Annotated in this window: 19 protein-coding genes and 3 tRNA genes; 9 read left to right on the top strand and 13 right to left on the bottom strand. The window is 58.4% G+C overall.

The annotated features are described in order from the left end of the window. Window positions 1-14 precede the first annotated feature (14 nt). Window positions 15-91 (top strand) — tRNA-Asp (locus tag AB4N92_RS02550). 105 nt (window positions 92-196) lie between these two features. Further along, window positions 197-273: transfer RNA gene (locus AB4N92_RS02545), tRNA-Asp, on the top strand. A 197-nt stretch (window positions 274-470) separates the two neighbouring features. Here the strand turns inward: AB4N92_RS02545 and AB4N92_RS02540 are convergent. After that, entirely contained in the window at window positions 471-1,754 is a 1,284-nt protein-coding gene (locus AB4N92_RS02540; protein WP_010209080.1) for an NAD(P)/FAD-dependent oxidoreductase, read from the bottom strand. A gap of 184 nt (window positions 1,755-1,938) precedes the next feature. Here AB4N92_RS02540 and AB4N92_RS02535 point away from each other — a divergent pair. Both AB4N92_RS02535 and AB4N92_RS02530 read left to right on the top strand, forming a co-directional pair. Continuing rightward, window positions 1,939-2,015, top strand: a tRNA-Val gene (locus AB4N92_RS02535). A 258-nt stretch (window positions 2,016-2,273) separates the two neighbouring features. Next, window positions 2,274-2,735: an anti-virulence regulator CigR family protein gene (locus tag AB4N92_RS02530; protein WP_010209082.1), complete on the top strand. Its 462-nt coding sequence runs from the start codon at window positions 2,274-2,276 to the stop codon at window positions 2,733-2,735. Here the strand turns inward: AB4N92_RS02530 and AB4N92_RS02525 are convergent. Further along, window positions 2,732-2,893, bottom strand: a complete 162-nt coding sequence (locus AB4N92_RS02525) for a hypothetical protein (protein WP_010209083.1) — start codon at window positions 2,891-2,893, stop codon at window positions 2,732-2,734. The genes AB4N92_RS02530 and AB4N92_RS02525 overlap by 4 nt on opposite strands. Window positions 2,894-3,195: 302 nt before the next feature. Between AB4N92_RS02525 and AB4N92_RS02520 the strand changes: the two genes are divergently transcribed. Genes AB4N92_RS02520 through pcp form a run of 3 tightly spaced genes read left to right on the top strand, consistent with a single transcriptional unit; the run spans window position 3,196 to window position 5,508 of the window. Continuing rightward, window positions 3,196-3,912: a DUF969 domain-containing protein gene (locus AB4N92_RS02520; protein WP_010209084.1), complete on the top strand. Its 717-nt coding sequence runs from the start codon at window positions 3,196-3,198 to the stop codon at window positions 3,910-3,912. Next, window positions 3,909-4,859, top strand: a complete 951-nt coding sequence (locus AB4N92_RS02515) for a DUF979 domain-containing protein (RefSeq protein ID WP_010209085.1) — start codon at window positions 3,909-3,911, stop codon at window positions 4,857-4,859. The genes AB4N92_RS02520 and AB4N92_RS02515 overlap by 4 nt, the downstream gene beginning before the upstream one ends. A gap of 7 nt (window positions 4,860-4,866) precedes the next feature. Then, entirely contained in the window at window positions 4,867-5,508 is a 642-nt protein-coding gene (gene pcp, locus AB4N92_RS02510; protein WP_010209087.1) for a pyroglutamyl-peptidase I, read from the top strand. A gap of 15 nt (window positions 5,509-5,523) precedes the next feature. On the opposite strand, the gene AB4N92_RS02505 is transcribed toward pcp, so the two are convergent. From AB4N92_RS02505 to AB4N92_RS02485, 5 genes are all read right to left on the bottom strand, one after another. Beyond that, the gene (locus tag AB4N92_RS02505) at window positions 5,524-5,748 is read right to left on the bottom strand and encodes a hypothetical protein (RefSeq protein ID WP_010209088.1); all 225 of its coding nucleotides are present in this window, start codon (window positions 5,746-5,748) and stop codon (window positions 5,524-5,526) included. Between the two features lie 126 nt (window positions 5,749-5,874). Then, window positions 5,875-7,275, bottom strand: coding sequence for a heavy metal sensor histidine kinase (locus AB4N92_RS02500; protein ID WP_236267218.1), 1,401 nt, complete (start codon window positions 7,273-7,275; stop codon window positions 5,875-5,877). Then, entirely contained in the window at window positions 7,272-7,943 is a 672-nt protein-coding gene (locus AB4N92_RS02495; RefSeq protein ID WP_010209090.1) for a heavy metal response regulator transcription factor, read from the bottom strand. The genes AB4N92_RS02500 and AB4N92_RS02495 overlap by 4 nt, the downstream gene beginning before the upstream one ends. Before the next feature lie 42 nt (window positions 7,944-7,985). Continuing rightward, on the bottom strand, window positions 7,986-8,231 hold the full coding sequence (locus tag AB4N92_RS02490; protein ID WP_010209091.1) for a DUF2790 domain-containing protein: 246 nt from the start codon (window positions 8,229-8,231) through the stop codon (window positions 7,986-7,988). A 111-nt stretch (window positions 8,232-8,342) separates the two neighbouring features. Continuing rightward, complete coding sequence (locus AB4N92_RS02485; protein WP_010209094.1) at window positions 8,343-9,113, bottom strand: alpha/beta fold hydrolase; 771 nt, start codon at window positions 9,111-9,113, stop codon at window positions 8,343-8,345. A 207-nt stretch (window positions 9,114-9,320) separates the two neighbouring features. Here AB4N92_RS02485 and AB4N92_RS02480 point away from each other — a divergent pair, with 207 nt between their 5' ends. After that, window positions 9,321-9,998, top strand: coding sequence for an HAD family hydrolase (locus AB4N92_RS02480; RefSeq protein ID WP_010209096.1), 678 nt, complete (start codon window positions 9,321-9,323; stop codon window positions 9,996-9,998). 19 nt (window positions 9,999-10,017) lie between these two features. Here the strand turns inward: AB4N92_RS02480 and AB4N92_RS02475 are convergent, their stop codons facing one another. The 3 genes from AB4N92_RS02475 to csrA all read right to left on the bottom strand — a co-directional run bounded on the left by AB4N92_RS02475 (window position 10,018) and on the right by csrA (window position 11,052). Then, window positions 10,018-10,311, bottom strand: a complete 294-nt coding sequence (locus AB4N92_RS02475; protein WP_010209097.1) for a hypothetical protein — start codon at window positions 10,309-10,311, stop codon at window positions 10,018-10,020. 95 nt (window positions 10,312-10,406) lie between these two features. Next, window positions 10,407-10,646, bottom strand: coding sequence for a hypothetical protein (locus AB4N92_RS02470; RefSeq protein WP_029529087.1), 240 nt, complete (start codon window positions 10,644-10,646; stop codon window positions 10,407-10,409). A gap of 211 nt (window positions 10,647-10,857) precedes the next feature. Then, the gene (gene csrA, locus AB4N92_RS02465; RefSeq protein WP_003192511.1) at window positions 10,858-11,052 is read right to left on the bottom strand and encodes a carbon storage regulator CsrA; all 195 of its coding nucleotides are present in this window, start codon (window positions 11,050-11,052) and stop codon (window positions 10,858-10,860) included. 262 nt (window positions 11,053-11,314) lie between these two features. On the opposite strand from csrA, the gene AB4N92_RS02460 reads away from it, so the two are divergent. Beyond that, entirely contained in the window at window positions 11,315-11,680 is a 366-nt protein-coding gene (locus AB4N92_RS02460; protein ID WP_021491190.1) for an SPOR domain-containing protein, read from the top strand. Window positions 11,681-11,710: 30 nt separating this feature from the next. Here the strand turns inward: AB4N92_RS02460 and AB4N92_RS02455 are convergent, their stop codons facing one another. The 3 genes from AB4N92_RS02455 to AB4N92_RS02445 form a co-directional block, all read right to left on the bottom strand. Then, on the bottom strand, window positions 11,711-12,400 hold the full coding sequence (locus tag AB4N92_RS02455; protein ID WP_010209100.1) for an endonuclease: 690 nt from the start codon (window positions 12,398-12,400) through the stop codon (window positions 11,711-11,713). 4 nt (window positions 12,401-12,404) lie between these two features. Beyond that, the gene (locus AB4N92_RS02450; protein ID WP_010209101.1) at window positions 12,405-12,656 is read right to left on the bottom strand and encodes a DUF1654 domain-containing protein; all 252 of its coding nucleotides are present in this window, start codon (window positions 12,654-12,656) and stop codon (window positions 12,405-12,407) included. 171 nt (window positions 12,657-12,827) lie between these two features. Continuing rightward, window positions 12,828-13,916 carry an asparaginase gene (locus AB4N92_RS02445; protein ID WP_010209102.1) on the bottom strand — a complete coding sequence of 363 codons (1,089 nt, stop codon included), beginning with the start codon at window positions 13,914-13,916 and terminating at the stop codon, window positions 12,828-12,830. Window positions 13,917-14,375 lie beyond the last annotated feature (459 nt).

Genomic DNA, 14,375 nt, shown 5'->3' with positions numbered 1-14,375 from the left:
GGTTGCACCGACGCGCAGCGGTAGTTCAGTCGGTTAGAATACCGGCCTGTCACGCCGGGGGTCGCGGGTTCGAGTCCCGTCCGCTGCGCCATATTTTCCAGGTCTGATTCGTCAGGCTTGAGATTGAACAGTCAAGGCTGAACGATCAGATGTTTAAAGACGGTTGAGGCTTTACGCACAGCCGGTCAAGCGATACGCAGCGGTAGTTCAGTCGGTTAGAATACCGGCCTGTCACGCCGGGGGTCGCGGGTTCGAGTCCCGTCCGCTGCGCCATATCTGCCTCAAGGCCCACTGAACGCCTTGAAGCACAAAGCAAGCCTCTGGCTACTTTGATCCGATAGCAAAGGCCCTGGTCGAAAGACCGGGGTTTTTTGTGCCTGCGATTTGATAATGCGACCCGTGGGATCCTGATTGCGGGCGATGGCGTCAGTTAAATCGCCATCGACCGCAAGCGGGCTACCGGTTCCGAGTCAGAATCCCAATTTGTCGCGTAGCCCGTAATACCAGGCACCCATTGCCGCAAAGGGCGTGCGCAGCAGTTGCCCGCCCGGGAACGGGTAGTGCGGCAGGTCGGCAAACGCATCAAAGCGCTCTGCCTGGCCTCTGAGCGCTTCGGCCAGTACCTTGCCCGCCAGGTGTGTGTACGTTACGCCATGACCACTGCAGCCCTGTGAGTAGTAGATGTTGTCGCCCAGGCGTCCCACTTGCGGCAAGCGCGACAGGGTCAGCAGGAAATTGCCGGTCCAGGCGTAGTCGATCTTCACATCCTTGAGTTGCGGAAACGCCTTGAGCATCTTCGGACGGATGATCGCCTCGATATTGGCCGGGTCGCGCGCGCCGTACACCACGCCACCGCCGAAGATCAGGCGCTTGTCGCTGGTGAGTCGGTAGTAGTCGAGCAAATAGTTGCAGTCTTCGACGCAGTAATCCTGCGGCAGCAGGGTTTTTGCCAGTTCGTCACCCAGAGGAGCGGTAGTGATCACTTGCGTGCCGCAGGGCATCGACTTGGCCGCCAGCTCCGGCACCAGGTTGCCCAGGTAGGCATTGCCCGCGACGATGATGAACTTGGCCCTGACCTTGCCCTGCGCGGTGTGTACCACTGGATTTGCGCCGCGCTCGATCCGCACTGCCGCCGATTGTTCGTAGATCGTACCACCCAGGGATTCCACGGCCGCGGCTTCGCCGAGTGCCAGGTTGAGCGGGTGGATATGCCCGCCGCTCATGTCCAGCAAGCCACCTACATAGTTGTCACAGGCCACCACTTCGCGGATACGGCGTTCGTCCAGCAGCTCCAGTTGAGTGTGGCCGTAACGCTCCCACAGACGCTTCTGCGACTCCAGGTGGCCCATGTGCTTGCTGTTGAGCGCGGCGAATACGCCGCCGTCCTTCAGGTCGCACTGGATCTGATATTTGGCTACTCGCTCGCGGATGATCTTGCCGCCTTCAAACGCCATTTGGCCCAACAGTTGCGCTTGCTTGGGCCCGACGCTGCGCTCGATCACATCGATATCACGGCTGTAGCTGTTGACGATCTGCCCACCGTTGCGGCCCGAGGCGCCAAACCCCACCTTGGCGGCTTCCAGCACGGTGACGCGAAAACCGTTCTCCAGCAGAAACAGGGCACTGGAGAGGCCGGTATAGCCGGCACCGATCACACACACATCGGTTTCGACTTCGCCTTGAAGTACCGGGCGAGGCGGAACGGCATTCGCGGAAGCGGCGTAATACGACTGGGGGTAGGGGGTGTTCGCCATCCTGGAACCTCTGTTTTATATTTTTTACGAGTGCGTCGATCCTACCTGAGTTGAAAATTGCCTGCCAGCCACCCGAAATTCACGGGTGTGCTCCCCGCAAATAAAAAATTCGCATATTCATAGGGTTAGCTGCAAAAAAGATGTTGACACCCCTCCGGAATTCCGTAGAATGCCGCCTCACAGCAGGCACGTAGCTCAGTTGGTTAGAGCACCACCTTGACATGGTGGGGGTCGTTGGTTCGAGTCCAATCGCGCCTACCAAACAAAATCCGCTCTGCTGGGCGGTCTAGAAGGGCTCACCGAAAGGTGGGCCCTTTTTTGTTGTCCTGGATTTCTTCAGAACGTTTGCAAGACACCCCTCTCAGAACGCCAAAGTAAAGAACACGACGTGCAGGATGATCTGCAGTCAGGCGCTGCCCTCCGGTTGCCGGACGCAGCGAATAGGGTCGGAAATGCGGAACTAAAATCGGCAATCCCGTCTACATTTCAAGGGGGAGTTCCCTTTCGGAGAAGACGATCATGTTTAAAGCTCGCTCGCTTGTATCCGCGGTTACCTGTCTTGTATTGGCCGTGGGTTCGGTGACGGCCCTGGCCGATCCTGGCAACGGTAAAGGCCAAGGCAATGGGAAAGGCAATTCACAAGGCGGCCAAGGCCATGGCAACCAGGGCAACAAGGGGAAAGGTTCCAGCGCAAGTGATTGGGATCACGGGCCCAGCATTGACCGGGGCGGTGTGCTGGGCGTGATCGGTGGCTATCGTGACTATTGGCGCCCAGGCCCTTCACTGCCACCCGGAATACAGAAGAATCTCGCTAGAGGAAAGCCGCTTCCACCTGGCATCGCCAAAAAGCTGGATGGCCGGTTGCTGGGCAGGTTGCCCCATTACGACGGCTACGAGTGGCAACAAGCGGGCACTGATTTGATACTGGTAGCCATCGCCTCAGGCATCATTTACGAGGTGCTCAACGGAGCGTTCGATTAAGTCGATAAGGGTTCGATTCTCTCCTCGCCAGGGTCTTTCTGGGTGGCGAGCAGGCTTTTATTACGGAATTCCCGCGCCACGTTGTCGGGTGTCTCACCTTCGTGGCGCGGGGGCTTGAGCCAGCTGGACAGCGGTTTGAAGATTGCCACGGCAAGCATGCGGGCAGTGATGCCGACGCACCCCGAAGGACGAGGCCCCTTTTGGTGGGGCGGCAGCCTCAGCCGCTTCCCTCCAGAACAATCCATAACGCTTCAATCACCGACAAAATTTATTGGTTCGCAGCAACAATTTTTCTTGTTGGACACCTCCCGCCCCAGGCAGCAAAGTTGCCGCCACTGACGCTCGACCTTTCGGGTCAACAATAAAAAACCGAGCCGACTGCACGCCCATTCTTGCTGTGAACCCGTTGTTCACATCCTGCTGTAATGGCGCCGCAGCGCGCATTTAAGGACCTCACGCCATGCAAACTGTTGTGAACTTATGGCCGTTGATCGGCGTACTTGTGATCGTGGTTGGCTTTGTCTTGCGCTTCAACCCGCTGTTGGTGGTCACCGCCGCCGCTATCGCTACCGGGCTTGCTGCCCATTTCCCTCTGGAAAAAATCCTCGCGACCATGGGCGATGGCTTCCTTCAGACCCGTGCCCTGCAATTGATCCTCCTGTTGCCCCTGGCGGTCATCGGCCTGCTGGAGCGTCATGGGCTGCGCCTGCATGCGCAGAACTGGATTGCGCGGTTCGAGCGCGCCACGGTGGGGCGTTTGTTGATCATCTATCTGTTTGTGCGCGAGTCCACGGCCGCCATGGGCTTGACCAGCCTGGGTGGGCACCCGCAGATGGTGCGGCCACTGTTGGCTCCGATGGCCGAGGGCGCGGCGGAAAAACGCTACGGCAAGCTGCCGGACAAGTTGCGTCACAAGGTGTTGGCCATGTGCGCCGCGACGGACAACGTCGGCCTGTTCTTTGGTGAAGACATCTTTGTCGCCTTTGGCGCGATTGCCTTGATGCACACCTTCCTGCTTGGCTCGGGGATTGATGTGGAGCCACTGCACATTGCGGTATGGGGGATTCCGACGGCAATCTGCGCTTTCATCATCCACGCAATCCGCCTGCATCGGTTCGACCGAAGACTCACCCGTGAGATGACGCCTGCCGCCGCCTCGGTGGAGGCTGTGCAATGATTATTTCCATTCAATACCTGTACTGGCTGGCTGGCGTTCTGCTACTGATCACGGCGGGCATGATTGTGATGGACCGAACCCATCCAAAGCGCTGGTCCACTGCGCTGTTCTGGCTGTTGTTCGCCATTCCGTTCCTGATCGGTGAGCGTCTGCCGTCGGTGGCTATCGGCGCAGGCATCGTGGTAATGGCACTGATCGCCGGCATGGGCGGCGTCGGTCGTGGCAAACATGTCGAACTGCATGACAAGGCATCCCGTGCCAGTGCCGGTCGCCTGGGTCATAAGCTGTTTATCCCGGCGTTGGCCATTCCCCTGACCACCGTCATCGGCTCGGTGTTGCTCAAGCACACAGAGATCGGCGGTGTCCCGCTGCTGGACCCGAAAAACACCACCTTTGTGTCGCTCGGCATCGGCTGCCTGATCGCTCTCGGCCTGGCCTGCTGGCTGACCCGTGATACGCCGGTGCAAGCCTTGCGTGAATCCCGTCGTCTGACTGAGGCACTTGGCTGGGCCATGGTGCTTCCGCAAATGCTGGCAATGTTGGGCTTACTGTTTAACGAAGCTGGGGTCGGTACGGCAGTCGCGCACGTCACCACCACCTATATCAACCTGGATTTCAAGTTGGTGGCGGTGATGGTCTATGTACTGGGCATGGCGTTGTTTACGGTGATCATGGGGAATGGCTTTGCGGCTTTCCCGGTGATGACGGGCGGCGTCGGCGTGCCGGTGCTGGTCGGTATCTACGGCGGTAACCCGGCGGTGATGGCGGCGATCGGCATGTTTTCCGGCTATTGCGGTACCCTCATGACGCCGATGGCCGCCAACTTCAATATCGTGCCGGCGGCATTGCTCGAGCTGCCGGACAAGAACGCGGTGATCAAGGCGCAGTTGCCGACTGCGTTGATGATGCTGGTGGTCAATATTGTACTGCTCTACCTGTTGATGTGAGGCCAGGATGCGAATTGTACTGCTGACGGGTTTCGAACCCTTTGATCAAGACCCGGTGAACCCCTCCTGGGAAGCTGTGCGCCAACTGGATGGCGTGCAGTTGGGAAGCGACGTGAAGATTGTTGCGCGCCGGCTGCCTTGTGCATTTGCCACGGCGGGTGAATGCCTGTCCCTGCTGATCGACGAGTTGCACCCGGCGATGGTGATCGCCACCGGATTGGGGCCGGGGCGTAGCGATATCTCAGTCGAACGGGTGGCGATCAACATCAATGATGCACGCATCCCCGATAATCTGGGTGAGCAGCCTATCGATACGGCAGTCGTGGCTGACGGCCCGGCGGCTTTTTTTACGACGCTGCCGATCAAGGCGATGGTCAAGGCCGTGCGTGAAGCGGGAATCGCGGCCTCGGTATCGCAGACGGCAGGGACGTTCGTGTGTAATCAGGTTTTTTATCTGCTGCAGCATGCGCTCGCAGGGTCTGGGGTACGCAGTGGGTTTATCCACGTGCCGTTTCTGCCGGAGCAGGTGGCGGGTTCGCAGCGGCCCTCGATGGCACTGGATACAATGGTTGCGGGATTGCAGGCGGCTGTACTGACAGCTTGGCATACACCGGTGGATGTCAAAGAAGCGGGCGGGCAGGTCAGCTGACCGGCCCGACGCGTCTCACATTGCAAACAGTCGGGTGAGCCCGAAGGTGATCGTGCAGGCTAGGCCTGTCATTGCGCATGCGGTGGCCACGTACCACTTGATAAGGTTCGTTTCAGTGGTTGCCAGGTCTGCCTTGGACGCGAAGTGCTTATCCATGGCGTCTGCCTTGTTCGAAACGCTGATCAGCTTTTCATTCATTTCAGCCAGCCCCTTTTCCAGTAAACCTAATCGTATTTCCATTCCCGAATCTCCATTTTTTGGCGGTTGCCGGCTCTGCCTTGAGCCCCTTGGGAAGAAAGATTAGTGCGGCTTCAGTCAAACAGTAAGCGACAAACTTTTGCAAAATAACACCGGGCGTTTTGACGCTCAGTCTTCCCGTTTCGGGAAGAACAACTCAAAACACGTCACCCCTGCCTCGCTGCTCACGTCGTAACGTCCATTGTGCAGCTGCATGATGGTCGCCACGATCGACAAGCCCAGCCCATTGGACTGCGCCGAACGTTCTCGTGACTCATCCACCCGGTAAAACCGTTCGAACAGTTGCGGTAAGTGCTCGGCGGCGATGGTTTCGCCTCGATTGCTGACCCTCAGGTGAATGCCCTCGGCACTTGGAACCGCCCGGATCTGCAGCACAGTACCCGGCGCACCATATTTGATGGCGTTGGCGCACAAGTTCGCCAGGGCCCTGCGCAGCAGCATCGGCTCCGCCCAGATTACCCCGTCGCCTTCAGCATGAATGCTGATATCCACATCCCCCGCCAGGCCTTCAAAGTACTCGGCGATGCGTTCCACTTCGTCCGCGGCATTCAGTTCCTGGCGTTGACGCAGGGCACTGGCGGGGTCAGTGCGGGCCAGGAACAGCATGTTGTCGAGCATCCGTGCCAGGCGTTCAAGTTCTTCGACGTTGGACGCCAACAGTTGCTGATAGCTCTCGATGCTGCGGTTTTGTTGCAGGGCGACCTGGGTTTCTCCCAGCAGGTTGTTGATCGGCGTGCGCAGTTCGTGGGCCATGTCGGTGGACACCTGGCCCAGCTGTACAAAGCCCTTGGCCAGCCGCTCCAGCATGGTGTTGAACGAATCAATCATCGGCAGCAGTTCTTTTGGCGCGCCGTGACTGTCGAGGCGTTCGGCGAGGTTGCCGACGCCGATGCCCTGGGCGTGTCGGGCCAGGCGGCGCAGCGGCAAAAGCCCACGATGAACCAGCAGGTAACCGACCACGGCCAGGATGATTGCGGCAATGCTCGCCAGGACATAAACGCTCAAGCGGTAGCTGGCGAGCACGGCGGTGCGCTCGGTCATCAGGCGCCCCGTGGTGACCTGCAGGCTGCCCAGGTCGCCGGAGTCGATGGACGCGGCGACGGTCGCGAAGGGCACGCCATTGATGCCGGGAAAGTGGTGCACATCGGCAAACGTCAGCTTGTGGTTCTTCGGGACGGGGGGCACGGAGGGCAGGTTGATATTGCCGGGGTTGACCGTCAGCAACGGTTGTTGCCCTGGCGCGGCGATGCTCAGCGCTGATTCACGGTTGCCCAGCATGTTCCGGAACAGTTCCGGCTTGGTCTTGATCAGGTCCAGGGTGTTGCTGTCATTGAGCAGGTTGCGCAGTTGGTCGATGCGATAGATCAAGGCCGCATCGTCACGCATGATCAGCTCGCGCTCCAGCTCGCGGTACAACGCCACACCCAGGGTTGCCAGCAAGGCGAAGGCGAGCAGGGCAAAGATCAGCGCCAGGCGCAGGGTCAGGGAGTAATGGCGACGTGTGTTCATGGCTGGGTATCGAAACGGTAGCCGATGCCGCGCACGCTGTGGATCAGCTTGAGTTGGAACGGGTCGTCGATTTTCAAGCGTAGGCGCCGCACGGCGACGTCCACCACGTTGGTGTCGCTGTCGAAGTTCATGTCCCACACCCGCGAGGCGATCAGCGAGCGGGACAGTACCTGGTCCTGGTGGGTTGCGAACAGATGCAGCAGGGCGAACTCTTTATTGGTCAGGGTAATGCGCGTGCCGGCGCGGGTAACGCGGCGCTTCAGCACGTCGATTTGCAGGTCGGCGATCTGCAGCTGTTCCTCGTCCCGGCTCGGGCCGCGACGGGTCAGGGTACGCAAGCGTGCTACCAGTTCGGCGAAGGAGAACGGCTTGATCAGGTAATCGTCGGCGCCCAGTTCGAGTCCCTTGATACGATCGGCAATGTCATCGCGTGCAGTCAGAAAAAGTACTGGCGTGTCAGCTTCCTTGCGTAGGCGGCGCAGCACTTCCCAGCCGTCCATTTTTGGCATCATCACATCCAGCACGATCACGTCGAACGGGGTTTCCAGGGCCTGGTGCAGACCGTCCACGCCGTCGCGGGCGAGACTCACGGAATAGCCCAGTTCCTGCAGGCCATTGAGCAGGTAATTGCCGGCCTTGGGTTCGTCTTCGACTACGAGAATGTTCATGGGAAATGCCCTGTCTCAATGCGTGGCGCAAGTGTAGCCCGATCAATTGTCACTGGCGCAACCAATGCCCTGCACCTGGTAGTCCAGCACGTGTTCGCGGCCTTGGCTGTCGAGGTAGTTGAGGCGTGCGGGGACGATGCCGCATTGGCCGTAGGTGTCGGTGCTCGACAGGACTTTTGCCACGTCCAGGTGGACGAAAAAGCCGGTTTTATCGTGGATCACGGGCTCGGCGGCAAACACGGAACCGGTAGCGAGCAACGCGGCAACGCCGAAGATAAACAGTTTCATGGCGGTATCTCTCTTAATGGGTTGGCTGCCAGGTCATGGCAGTGAGTTCACAGTAACCAGGGGGCCCGAACAGCCAACCAACAGGATGATGACAAGTGTGTAATGCAAGGCTTAAGGCTGGCGTCCCGAGGCTTCGAGGATCAGGTCGGTGATTTCCTTGGCGTGGGATACCAGCGACAAGTGGCTTGATGGCAACTCGATGGTGGTGGCGTCCATGCGTTTGGCAAGGAAGCGCTCCAGGTCCGGGTTGATAGTCTGGTCGTTTGCCGACACCGCGTACCAAGACGGCTTGGTGTGCCAGGCGGCATTGACGGTGCGGCCGCTGAAAAGCGTCTTGGTGATGGGTTGCTGCACGGCATACAGCTGCATGGCTTTGGCGCGCGGCACGTCGGCGGCGAAATACTTGAGGAAGGCGTCCTGGTTCAGGGTGAGGTAGCCGCCGTGATCTTCGACGCCGGCGCGCACAGGCATGGTCGGGTACTTGGCCGAGAGTGCAACGAAGTCTTCGTTGGCATCTGGAGCCCGGGCGGCCACGTAGACCAGGGCGCTGACGTTCGGGTTGACTCCGGCGTCGCTGACCACGGTGCCTGCGTAGGAATGGCCGACCAACACGGTAGGGCCGTCTTGCTGATCCAGCACACGGTTGGTGGCGGCGACATCGTCGGCCACCGAGGTCAGTGGGTTCTGCACGGCAGTGACGTGCAGCCCAGCGGCCTGGAGGCGGGTAATCACCTCGGACCAACTTGAGCCGTCAGCCCAGGAACCGTGCACCAGTACCACATTATTGGCTTTGACCGGCGCGACAGTGCCGGCCATGGCGGTGCCAGTGCCCAGCATCAGCAGCGTGGCGGCGATCAGGCAGAGTTTGCTTGCAGGTTTCATGGTGAAGACCCTTTTCATCAGTAGGAAGTGGCGTCATCCGGTGTGGGTGACTGACGACTCCACTGTATGAAGTGAGGGTGGTGACAAGACTTACCGTTTGATTACAAAGCTGTAATGCAATCGGGTCGGGAGCGTTTACAAGCGACGAGGTGATCCGTAGATTGCGTTGGGCCCATCATTTGTCTCCGTCCATGAGGAAGCCGCGCAGTGTCCATCCGAGGTTCAGCCGTATACAACCGCCGTTACCGTGCCTTTCTGTTCGATATGGATGGGACGTTGCTCAACTCCATTGCTGCCGCCGAGCGAGTGTGGAGCATCTGGGCTGAACGCCATGGTCTGGATGTGCGGGCGTTTTTGAAGACCATTCACGGTGCCCGCGCGATCGATACCATCACCCGCCAGGCACTCCCCGGCGTCGATCCCGAGGCTGAGGCGCGGTGGATCACCGAGGCGGAGCTCAATGATGTCGAGGGCGTTGTCGCGATTCCCGGTGCTGTCACGTTTCTGAACAGCCTACCGGGCGATCAATGGGCACTGGTTACTTCAGCACCCAGGGAGCTGGCCTTGCGTCGCCTGCAAGCGGCGGGCATTGCGCCGCCGGCGGTACTGGTGACGGCCGAAGATGTTGCCATCGGCAAGCCGAACCCCGCCTGCTACGTGCTGGGCGCGCAACGCCTGGGCGTGCCGGTGCAAGAGTGCCTGGTGTTTGAAGATGCGACGGTAGGCATCCGTGCGGGAGAGGCCGCAGAGGCGGATGTGATGGTCGTGACCTCGACACATCACACACCAATGGTTACCGAGCATCCATCGATTGACGGGTACGAGCAGCTAAACGTACGGCGTGACGCACAAGGATTGTTGTACGTGCAGAACGCGGCGGGCTGACGCGAAAAGGCCGAGCCCGTTAACGGTCTCGGCCGTGTTCTGCGCTGGATGGATCGGGCGGCTGCATCCGGTCATTCCTCATGCTCTTGCGTGACTGCACCATCTCCCTGAGTATTTCATTGGCCAGCCCTGCGATCGCTTCGGCTCCGCGGTAATGCGCGCGCACGATCCCGGTAATTGCAAAATGGTCGGTTTCCGGCCCGCTGAGCACGACCGAAAGGGTTCCATCCGCATGTAACGTACAGGTCACCTGATAGCTGGGCAGCCGTGCTGCCAGTGCGGATTCGATCTGGGATTTGCTCAGGGTATCCATCTTGCGTCAGTGCCTTTTCCTGATCATGCACGCCCAAGCATAGGTCGTGTTGTGGTGCTGTAAATACCGGCGATCTGATAGCGAATGGTGCCGCTTCAACGGGCCGCTTGCCGGCACAACTTACGCTGCACGGCTTTCTGGATGGGTTGGAGGCAGAACAGCAGCAGGTAGCCGCCGAGCAGCAGTGTCAGGTTCAGCCAGGAGTGGGGGGTGTTGGAGTCGGTGCCTTCGATTGCATGCCTCACGCCATACGCCAGGCCAACAACGATCAACCCGATCAATAGGGCAATTATCCAAGAAATGTAAGAAAAAGGCGGTGCGGTCGTGGGCCTCATCGACGTGCTCCTGAATGCACATGGATGGCTGAGTGTCAGTCAGGGGATTCGGCCGCGAATGAAACAACTAGTTCCAGGCGTGAAGACAGTTTCATCTTTCCACGAAGATGAACACGTTGGCGACGTCTATCACGCAACAAAGATCAGAGCAATCCGAAGAAGTTTTCGCCAGCCATTACAATGAACGAAAAGGCTGGCTACTGAGGGCGCTTCAAGGCGTCTGGTTTTTGTCCGGTGCAGTCAGGCCAGCCTGGATGCGCTGGTAGATCTCCTCGCGATGCACGGCAACATCTTTGGGGGCGTTGATGCCGATTCGTACTTGCTGGCCGCTTACGCCCAGGATGGTGATCGTTATGTCATCACCGATGTTTATGCTTTCACCGACTTTGCGGGTGAGTATAAGCATGGACTTCTCCTTGATTACTTTTAAGGACACATGTTTCAGACAGGGCAGGTGTCGGATGTGTGTAGCTTACTGCTAAGCGCTTCCCTGTGACTGCCTCTTTTAGGACGCATAGAGGCGACATTAATTCCCATGGCGGCATCATACAGGTCTGCGATACATGATTCGCATTGTTTAAGCCAACGTTTATGACGGCCAGAATAGACAGTGAATGATAAAGTCGCCTCTTTATCTTTTAAGGAGCAGGGCAGTGCGTAAAGTAGCGATGGCAATTGCGGTGTTGGCATTGGCCGGTTGCGGTGAAGGCAAAAGCGTCGATGCGCCCAAGCCCAAGCCTGCCGTGACCGAAAGCCAGCCCCAGACCGGTGCGATTGCCGCCCAGGAATGGGACGTTCGGGTAGGCCCGCCGGACCACAAGTTGCAGGCGATCACCGACCTCACGGCCTGGCTGCTGGAGCATGGTTTCAATTTTTACATCGTGAAAGTGGATGGCAAGGACGAAGTCCTGCTGGGGCCTTTCGCAACCAAGGCTGAAGCCGAGGCGAAACAGACCCTGCTCAACGAGAAAATGGCCCGCGCCAAAAAAACCGACACTGTGTCAGAAATCATTGAGCACAGTGCCGCCCAATAAGGGCCACGTGGGCGGGCGCCCCGCCCACGTTCAACCGCAGGCTTTGAGGTTTACCGGGCCGACAAATTCATTGCCACGCCCCATCACGCACGCCACGGTCTGGTTGCGTTGACGCTCCCAGGCCTGTACCGGGTAAGTCTTGTTCCAGGCTTCATATAGCTGGCGATCCTGTTTTGACAGGCGCAAGCCGTACTGCTTGCTCATGTAGAAATACGTGCGGGCGATCATCCCCCGAATGGAAGGGCGCGGCATGACCTTCTTGGCCTTGAAGTCCACCTGGGTCAGACAAGAGCCGTATTGCCCGTTTTGCACCGGCAGCCAACCAAAGCTGAAGTTGTTACGGTCCCCATTGACCTCGCCGATGCTCGGCACCAGGTTGTGCAGGTCGGCTTCGGCGCGCTTGAACACGTCGTCGTGACGCGTGCAGTTCTTGCGCCCGCCATCCTGCCAGCACTGACGCTGATGCCCGATCTGCCACGCTGGAACGATGTGCTCCCATTCGATGCGTGCGGCGCGGTTGGCGTTTTTGCGTGGGATGTAGCCACAGCCCTTCAAATCCACACGGTTGCCGGTGTATTTGCAACCGCAATAGAACTCGGTGGATTGTGGGGCGTAGAGCTTCCAGGCGACTTTCTTGGCTTCACTGAAGGTTCGGGGCGCCTGGGCGTGGGCGGTGAAGGTGAGAAACAGGCAACACACAGCGATAAAACGGACACTCATTGAATCAATCTTCCTTCGGTACAACCCAGAAAATCTGTACACCGCCGTCGTCCCGATAGGCGAGGGTGACGTTGTCGTTTTCAGCGATTTCCTCCAGCAAGCGCGCCCACTCATCCTCAGGCTCTTCCGGCAAACGGAAGATCAAGGCCGCCTTGGCTTTCTGCGCGTTGGTCGAATTGATGATCTTTTGCACACGAACAGCCAGGCGTTCGTAGGCATCGGGCGGGGTTGGCGCTGCGGAAGAGGACTTTGCCACGGAGTATTCCTTAATATGCTGTACGCACATACAGTATTTAACTGTAGGCGTTTTCGCAACTGCTTAAACTTCAAGAAGTCCGTCTGACAGCAAATCAGGCAATTTCGTGTAGGGCGGGGGCGGGGATTTGTAGGAGCGAGCAAGCTCGCTCCTACAGGACGCGGCTAGGAATCAGTATTCCCAGAACATCCGTTGCAGCTCTTTGCTGTCCTGGGTCTTGGTCAGGGCGACCATTGCCAGGATGCGGGCTTTCTGTGGGTTGAGGTCGAGGGCCGCGACCCAATCGTATTTGTCGTCAGGCTGTTCGGCGTTACGCAACACCATGCCGCCGGCATTCACGTGGGAAGAACGAATGATCTGCACACCTTGTTTGCGCAGTTCTACCAGTGCGGGCACGACTTTGGAGGACACAGAGCCATTGCCGGTGCCAGCGTGGATGATCGCTTTGGCGCCGGCTTGAGCCAGTGCCTTGTAGGCGGTATCGCTCACATTGCCATAGCCATAGGCAATCTCGACATCGGGCAGGCTCTTGATGTTCTTGATGTCGAATTCCGAATCCATGGTGTGGCGCTTGGCAGGCAAGCGGAACCAGTAGGACTTACCTTCAACCACCATGCCCAGTGGGCCCCATGGGCTCTTGAACGCTTCGGTCTTGATATTGATCATCTTGCTGACGTCGCGACCCGACTGGATCTCGTCGTTCATGGTGACCAGCACGCCCTTGCCGCGTGCATCTTTGCTGCCGGCCACGGCCACGGCGTTGTACAGATTGAGCATGCCGTCTGCCGACATGGCGGTGCCTGGGCGCATGGAGCCGACCACCACGATTGGCTTGTCGGTTTTTTCCACCAGGTTCAGGAAGTAGGCGGTTTCTTCCAGGGTGTCGGTACCGTGGGTGATCACGATGCCGTCCACGTCCTTGCTGTCGGCCAATTCGGCGACGCGGCGACCCAGCTGCAGCAGGTTTTCGTTGTTGATGCTCTCGGACGCAATTTGCATCACTTGCTCGCCGCGCACGTTGGCGATCTGGCTAAGCTCAGGAACACCGGCGATCAATTGCTCGATGCCGACCTTGGCCGCCTGGTAGGTGGCACTGTTGGCCGCGCTGGCGCCGGCGCCGGCAATGGTGCCGCCGGTGGCGAGGATCACCACGTTGGACAGTTTGGTCTTGGATTCAACTTCCTTTGCCTGGGCGGCAACGGGGAACAGCAGCAGGAGGGCTAACGCGCCCGGAACAAAGTTTTTCAGTGCAGATTTCATTATTTTTCTCTCTGGTTTTTGATGAGTGCTGTAGCAGGTTCATCTAGAACACCCGGGCGATACTGAATGCCGCGAGGTAACGGGGTAGAGCAGGATTTGTACCATGCTGAGCGTGAATCCATTTACAAATTAAATCTTTGATTTATAACAAATTATATTGAAATTTAATGGCGATTTACCCGGTGGGCGTCCGGCTTTCCGAACATCAGACGACATTGCGTTCGGTTGTCCGAAAGAGCTGGCGCTCGCCGCGTGAAGGTTTGCAGGCGTGACGCAGCACAGTCTGTCGTTTTAGAGAACGATCAAGCGCGCACTATGTTTACAGACGTGATTGTTTGTCGCGGGGGAAGGGTGAGATGAAAGGCTATTTTCAACCGTTGACAAATCTCGACAAGGTTCTCATAGTTTGAATAACGCAAACGTTTGCGAGATGTTTCACGGAACACTCCTGGAGTATCG

This window comes from Pseudomonas sp. S3_A09 (genome assembly GCF_054668065.1).
This window is presented reverse-complemented; position numbering and strand designations above follow the sequence as displayed.

Coding starts and splice junctions, on each gene's coding strand:
- AB4N92_RS02485 (WP_010209094.1), bottom strand. CDS start 9,113: ATGAAACCTGCAAGCAAACTCTGCCTGATCGCCGCCACGCTGCTGATG.
- csrA (WP_003192511.1), bottom strand. CDS start 11,052: ATGCTTATACTCACCCGCAAAGTCGGTGAAAGCATAAACATCGGTGAT.
- AB4N92_RS02490 (WP_010209091.1), bottom strand. CDS start 8,231: ATGAAACTGTTTATCTTCGGCGTTGCCGCGTTGCTCGCTACCGGTTCC.
- AB4N92_RS02470 (WP_029529087.1), bottom strand. CDS start 10,646: ATGAGGCCCACGACCGCACCGCCTTTTTCTTACATTTCTTGGATAATT.
- AB4N92_RS02540 (WP_010209080.1), bottom strand. CDS start 1,754: ATGGCGAACACCCCCTACCCCCAGTCGTATTACGCCGCTTCCGCGAAT.
- AB4N92_RS02515 (WP_010209085.1), top strand. CDS start 3,909: ATGATTATTTCCATTCAATACCTGTACTGGCTGGCTGGCGTTCTGCTA.
- AB4N92_RS02495 (WP_010209090.1), bottom strand. CDS start 7,943: ATGAACATTCTCGTAGTCGAAGACGAACCCAAGGCCGGCAATTACCTG.
- AB4N92_RS02520 (WP_010209084.1), top strand. CDS start 3,196: ATGCAAACTGTTGTGAACTTATGGCCGTTGATCGGCGTACTTGTGATC.
- AB4N92_RS02530 (WP_010209082.1), top strand. CDS start 2,274: ATGTTTAAAGCTCGCTCGCTTGTATCCGCGGTTACCTGTCTTGTATTG.
- pcp (WP_010209087.1), top strand. CDS start 4,867: ATGCGAATTGTACTGCTGACGGGTTTCGAACCCTTTGATCAAGACCCG.
- AB4N92_RS02460 (WP_021491190.1), top strand. CDS start 11,315: ATGGCAATTGCGGTGTTGGCATTGGCCGGTTGCGGTGAAGGCAAAAGC.
- AB4N92_RS02445 (WP_010209102.1), bottom strand. CDS start 13,916: ATGAAATCTGCACTGAAAAACTTTGTTCCGGGCGCGTTAGCCCTCCTG.
- AB4N92_RS02455 (WP_010209100.1), bottom strand. CDS start 12,400: ATGAGTGTCCGTTTTATCGCTGTGTGTTGCCTGTTTCTCACCTTCACC.
- AB4N92_RS02500 (WP_236267218.1), bottom strand. CDS start 7,275: ATGAACACACGTCGCCATTACTCCCTGACCCTGCGCCTGGCGCTGATC.
- AB4N92_RS02505 (WP_010209088.1), bottom strand. CDS start 5,748: ATGGAAATACGATTAGGTTTACTGGAAAAGGGGCTGGCTGAAATGAAT.
- AB4N92_RS02475 (WP_010209097.1), bottom strand. CDS start 10,311: ATGGATACCCTGAGCAAATCCCAGATCGAATCCGCACTGGCAGCACGG.
- AB4N92_RS02525 (WP_010209083.1), bottom strand. CDS start 2,893: ATGCTTGCCGTGGCAATCTTCAAACCGCTGTCCAGCTGGCTCAAGCCC.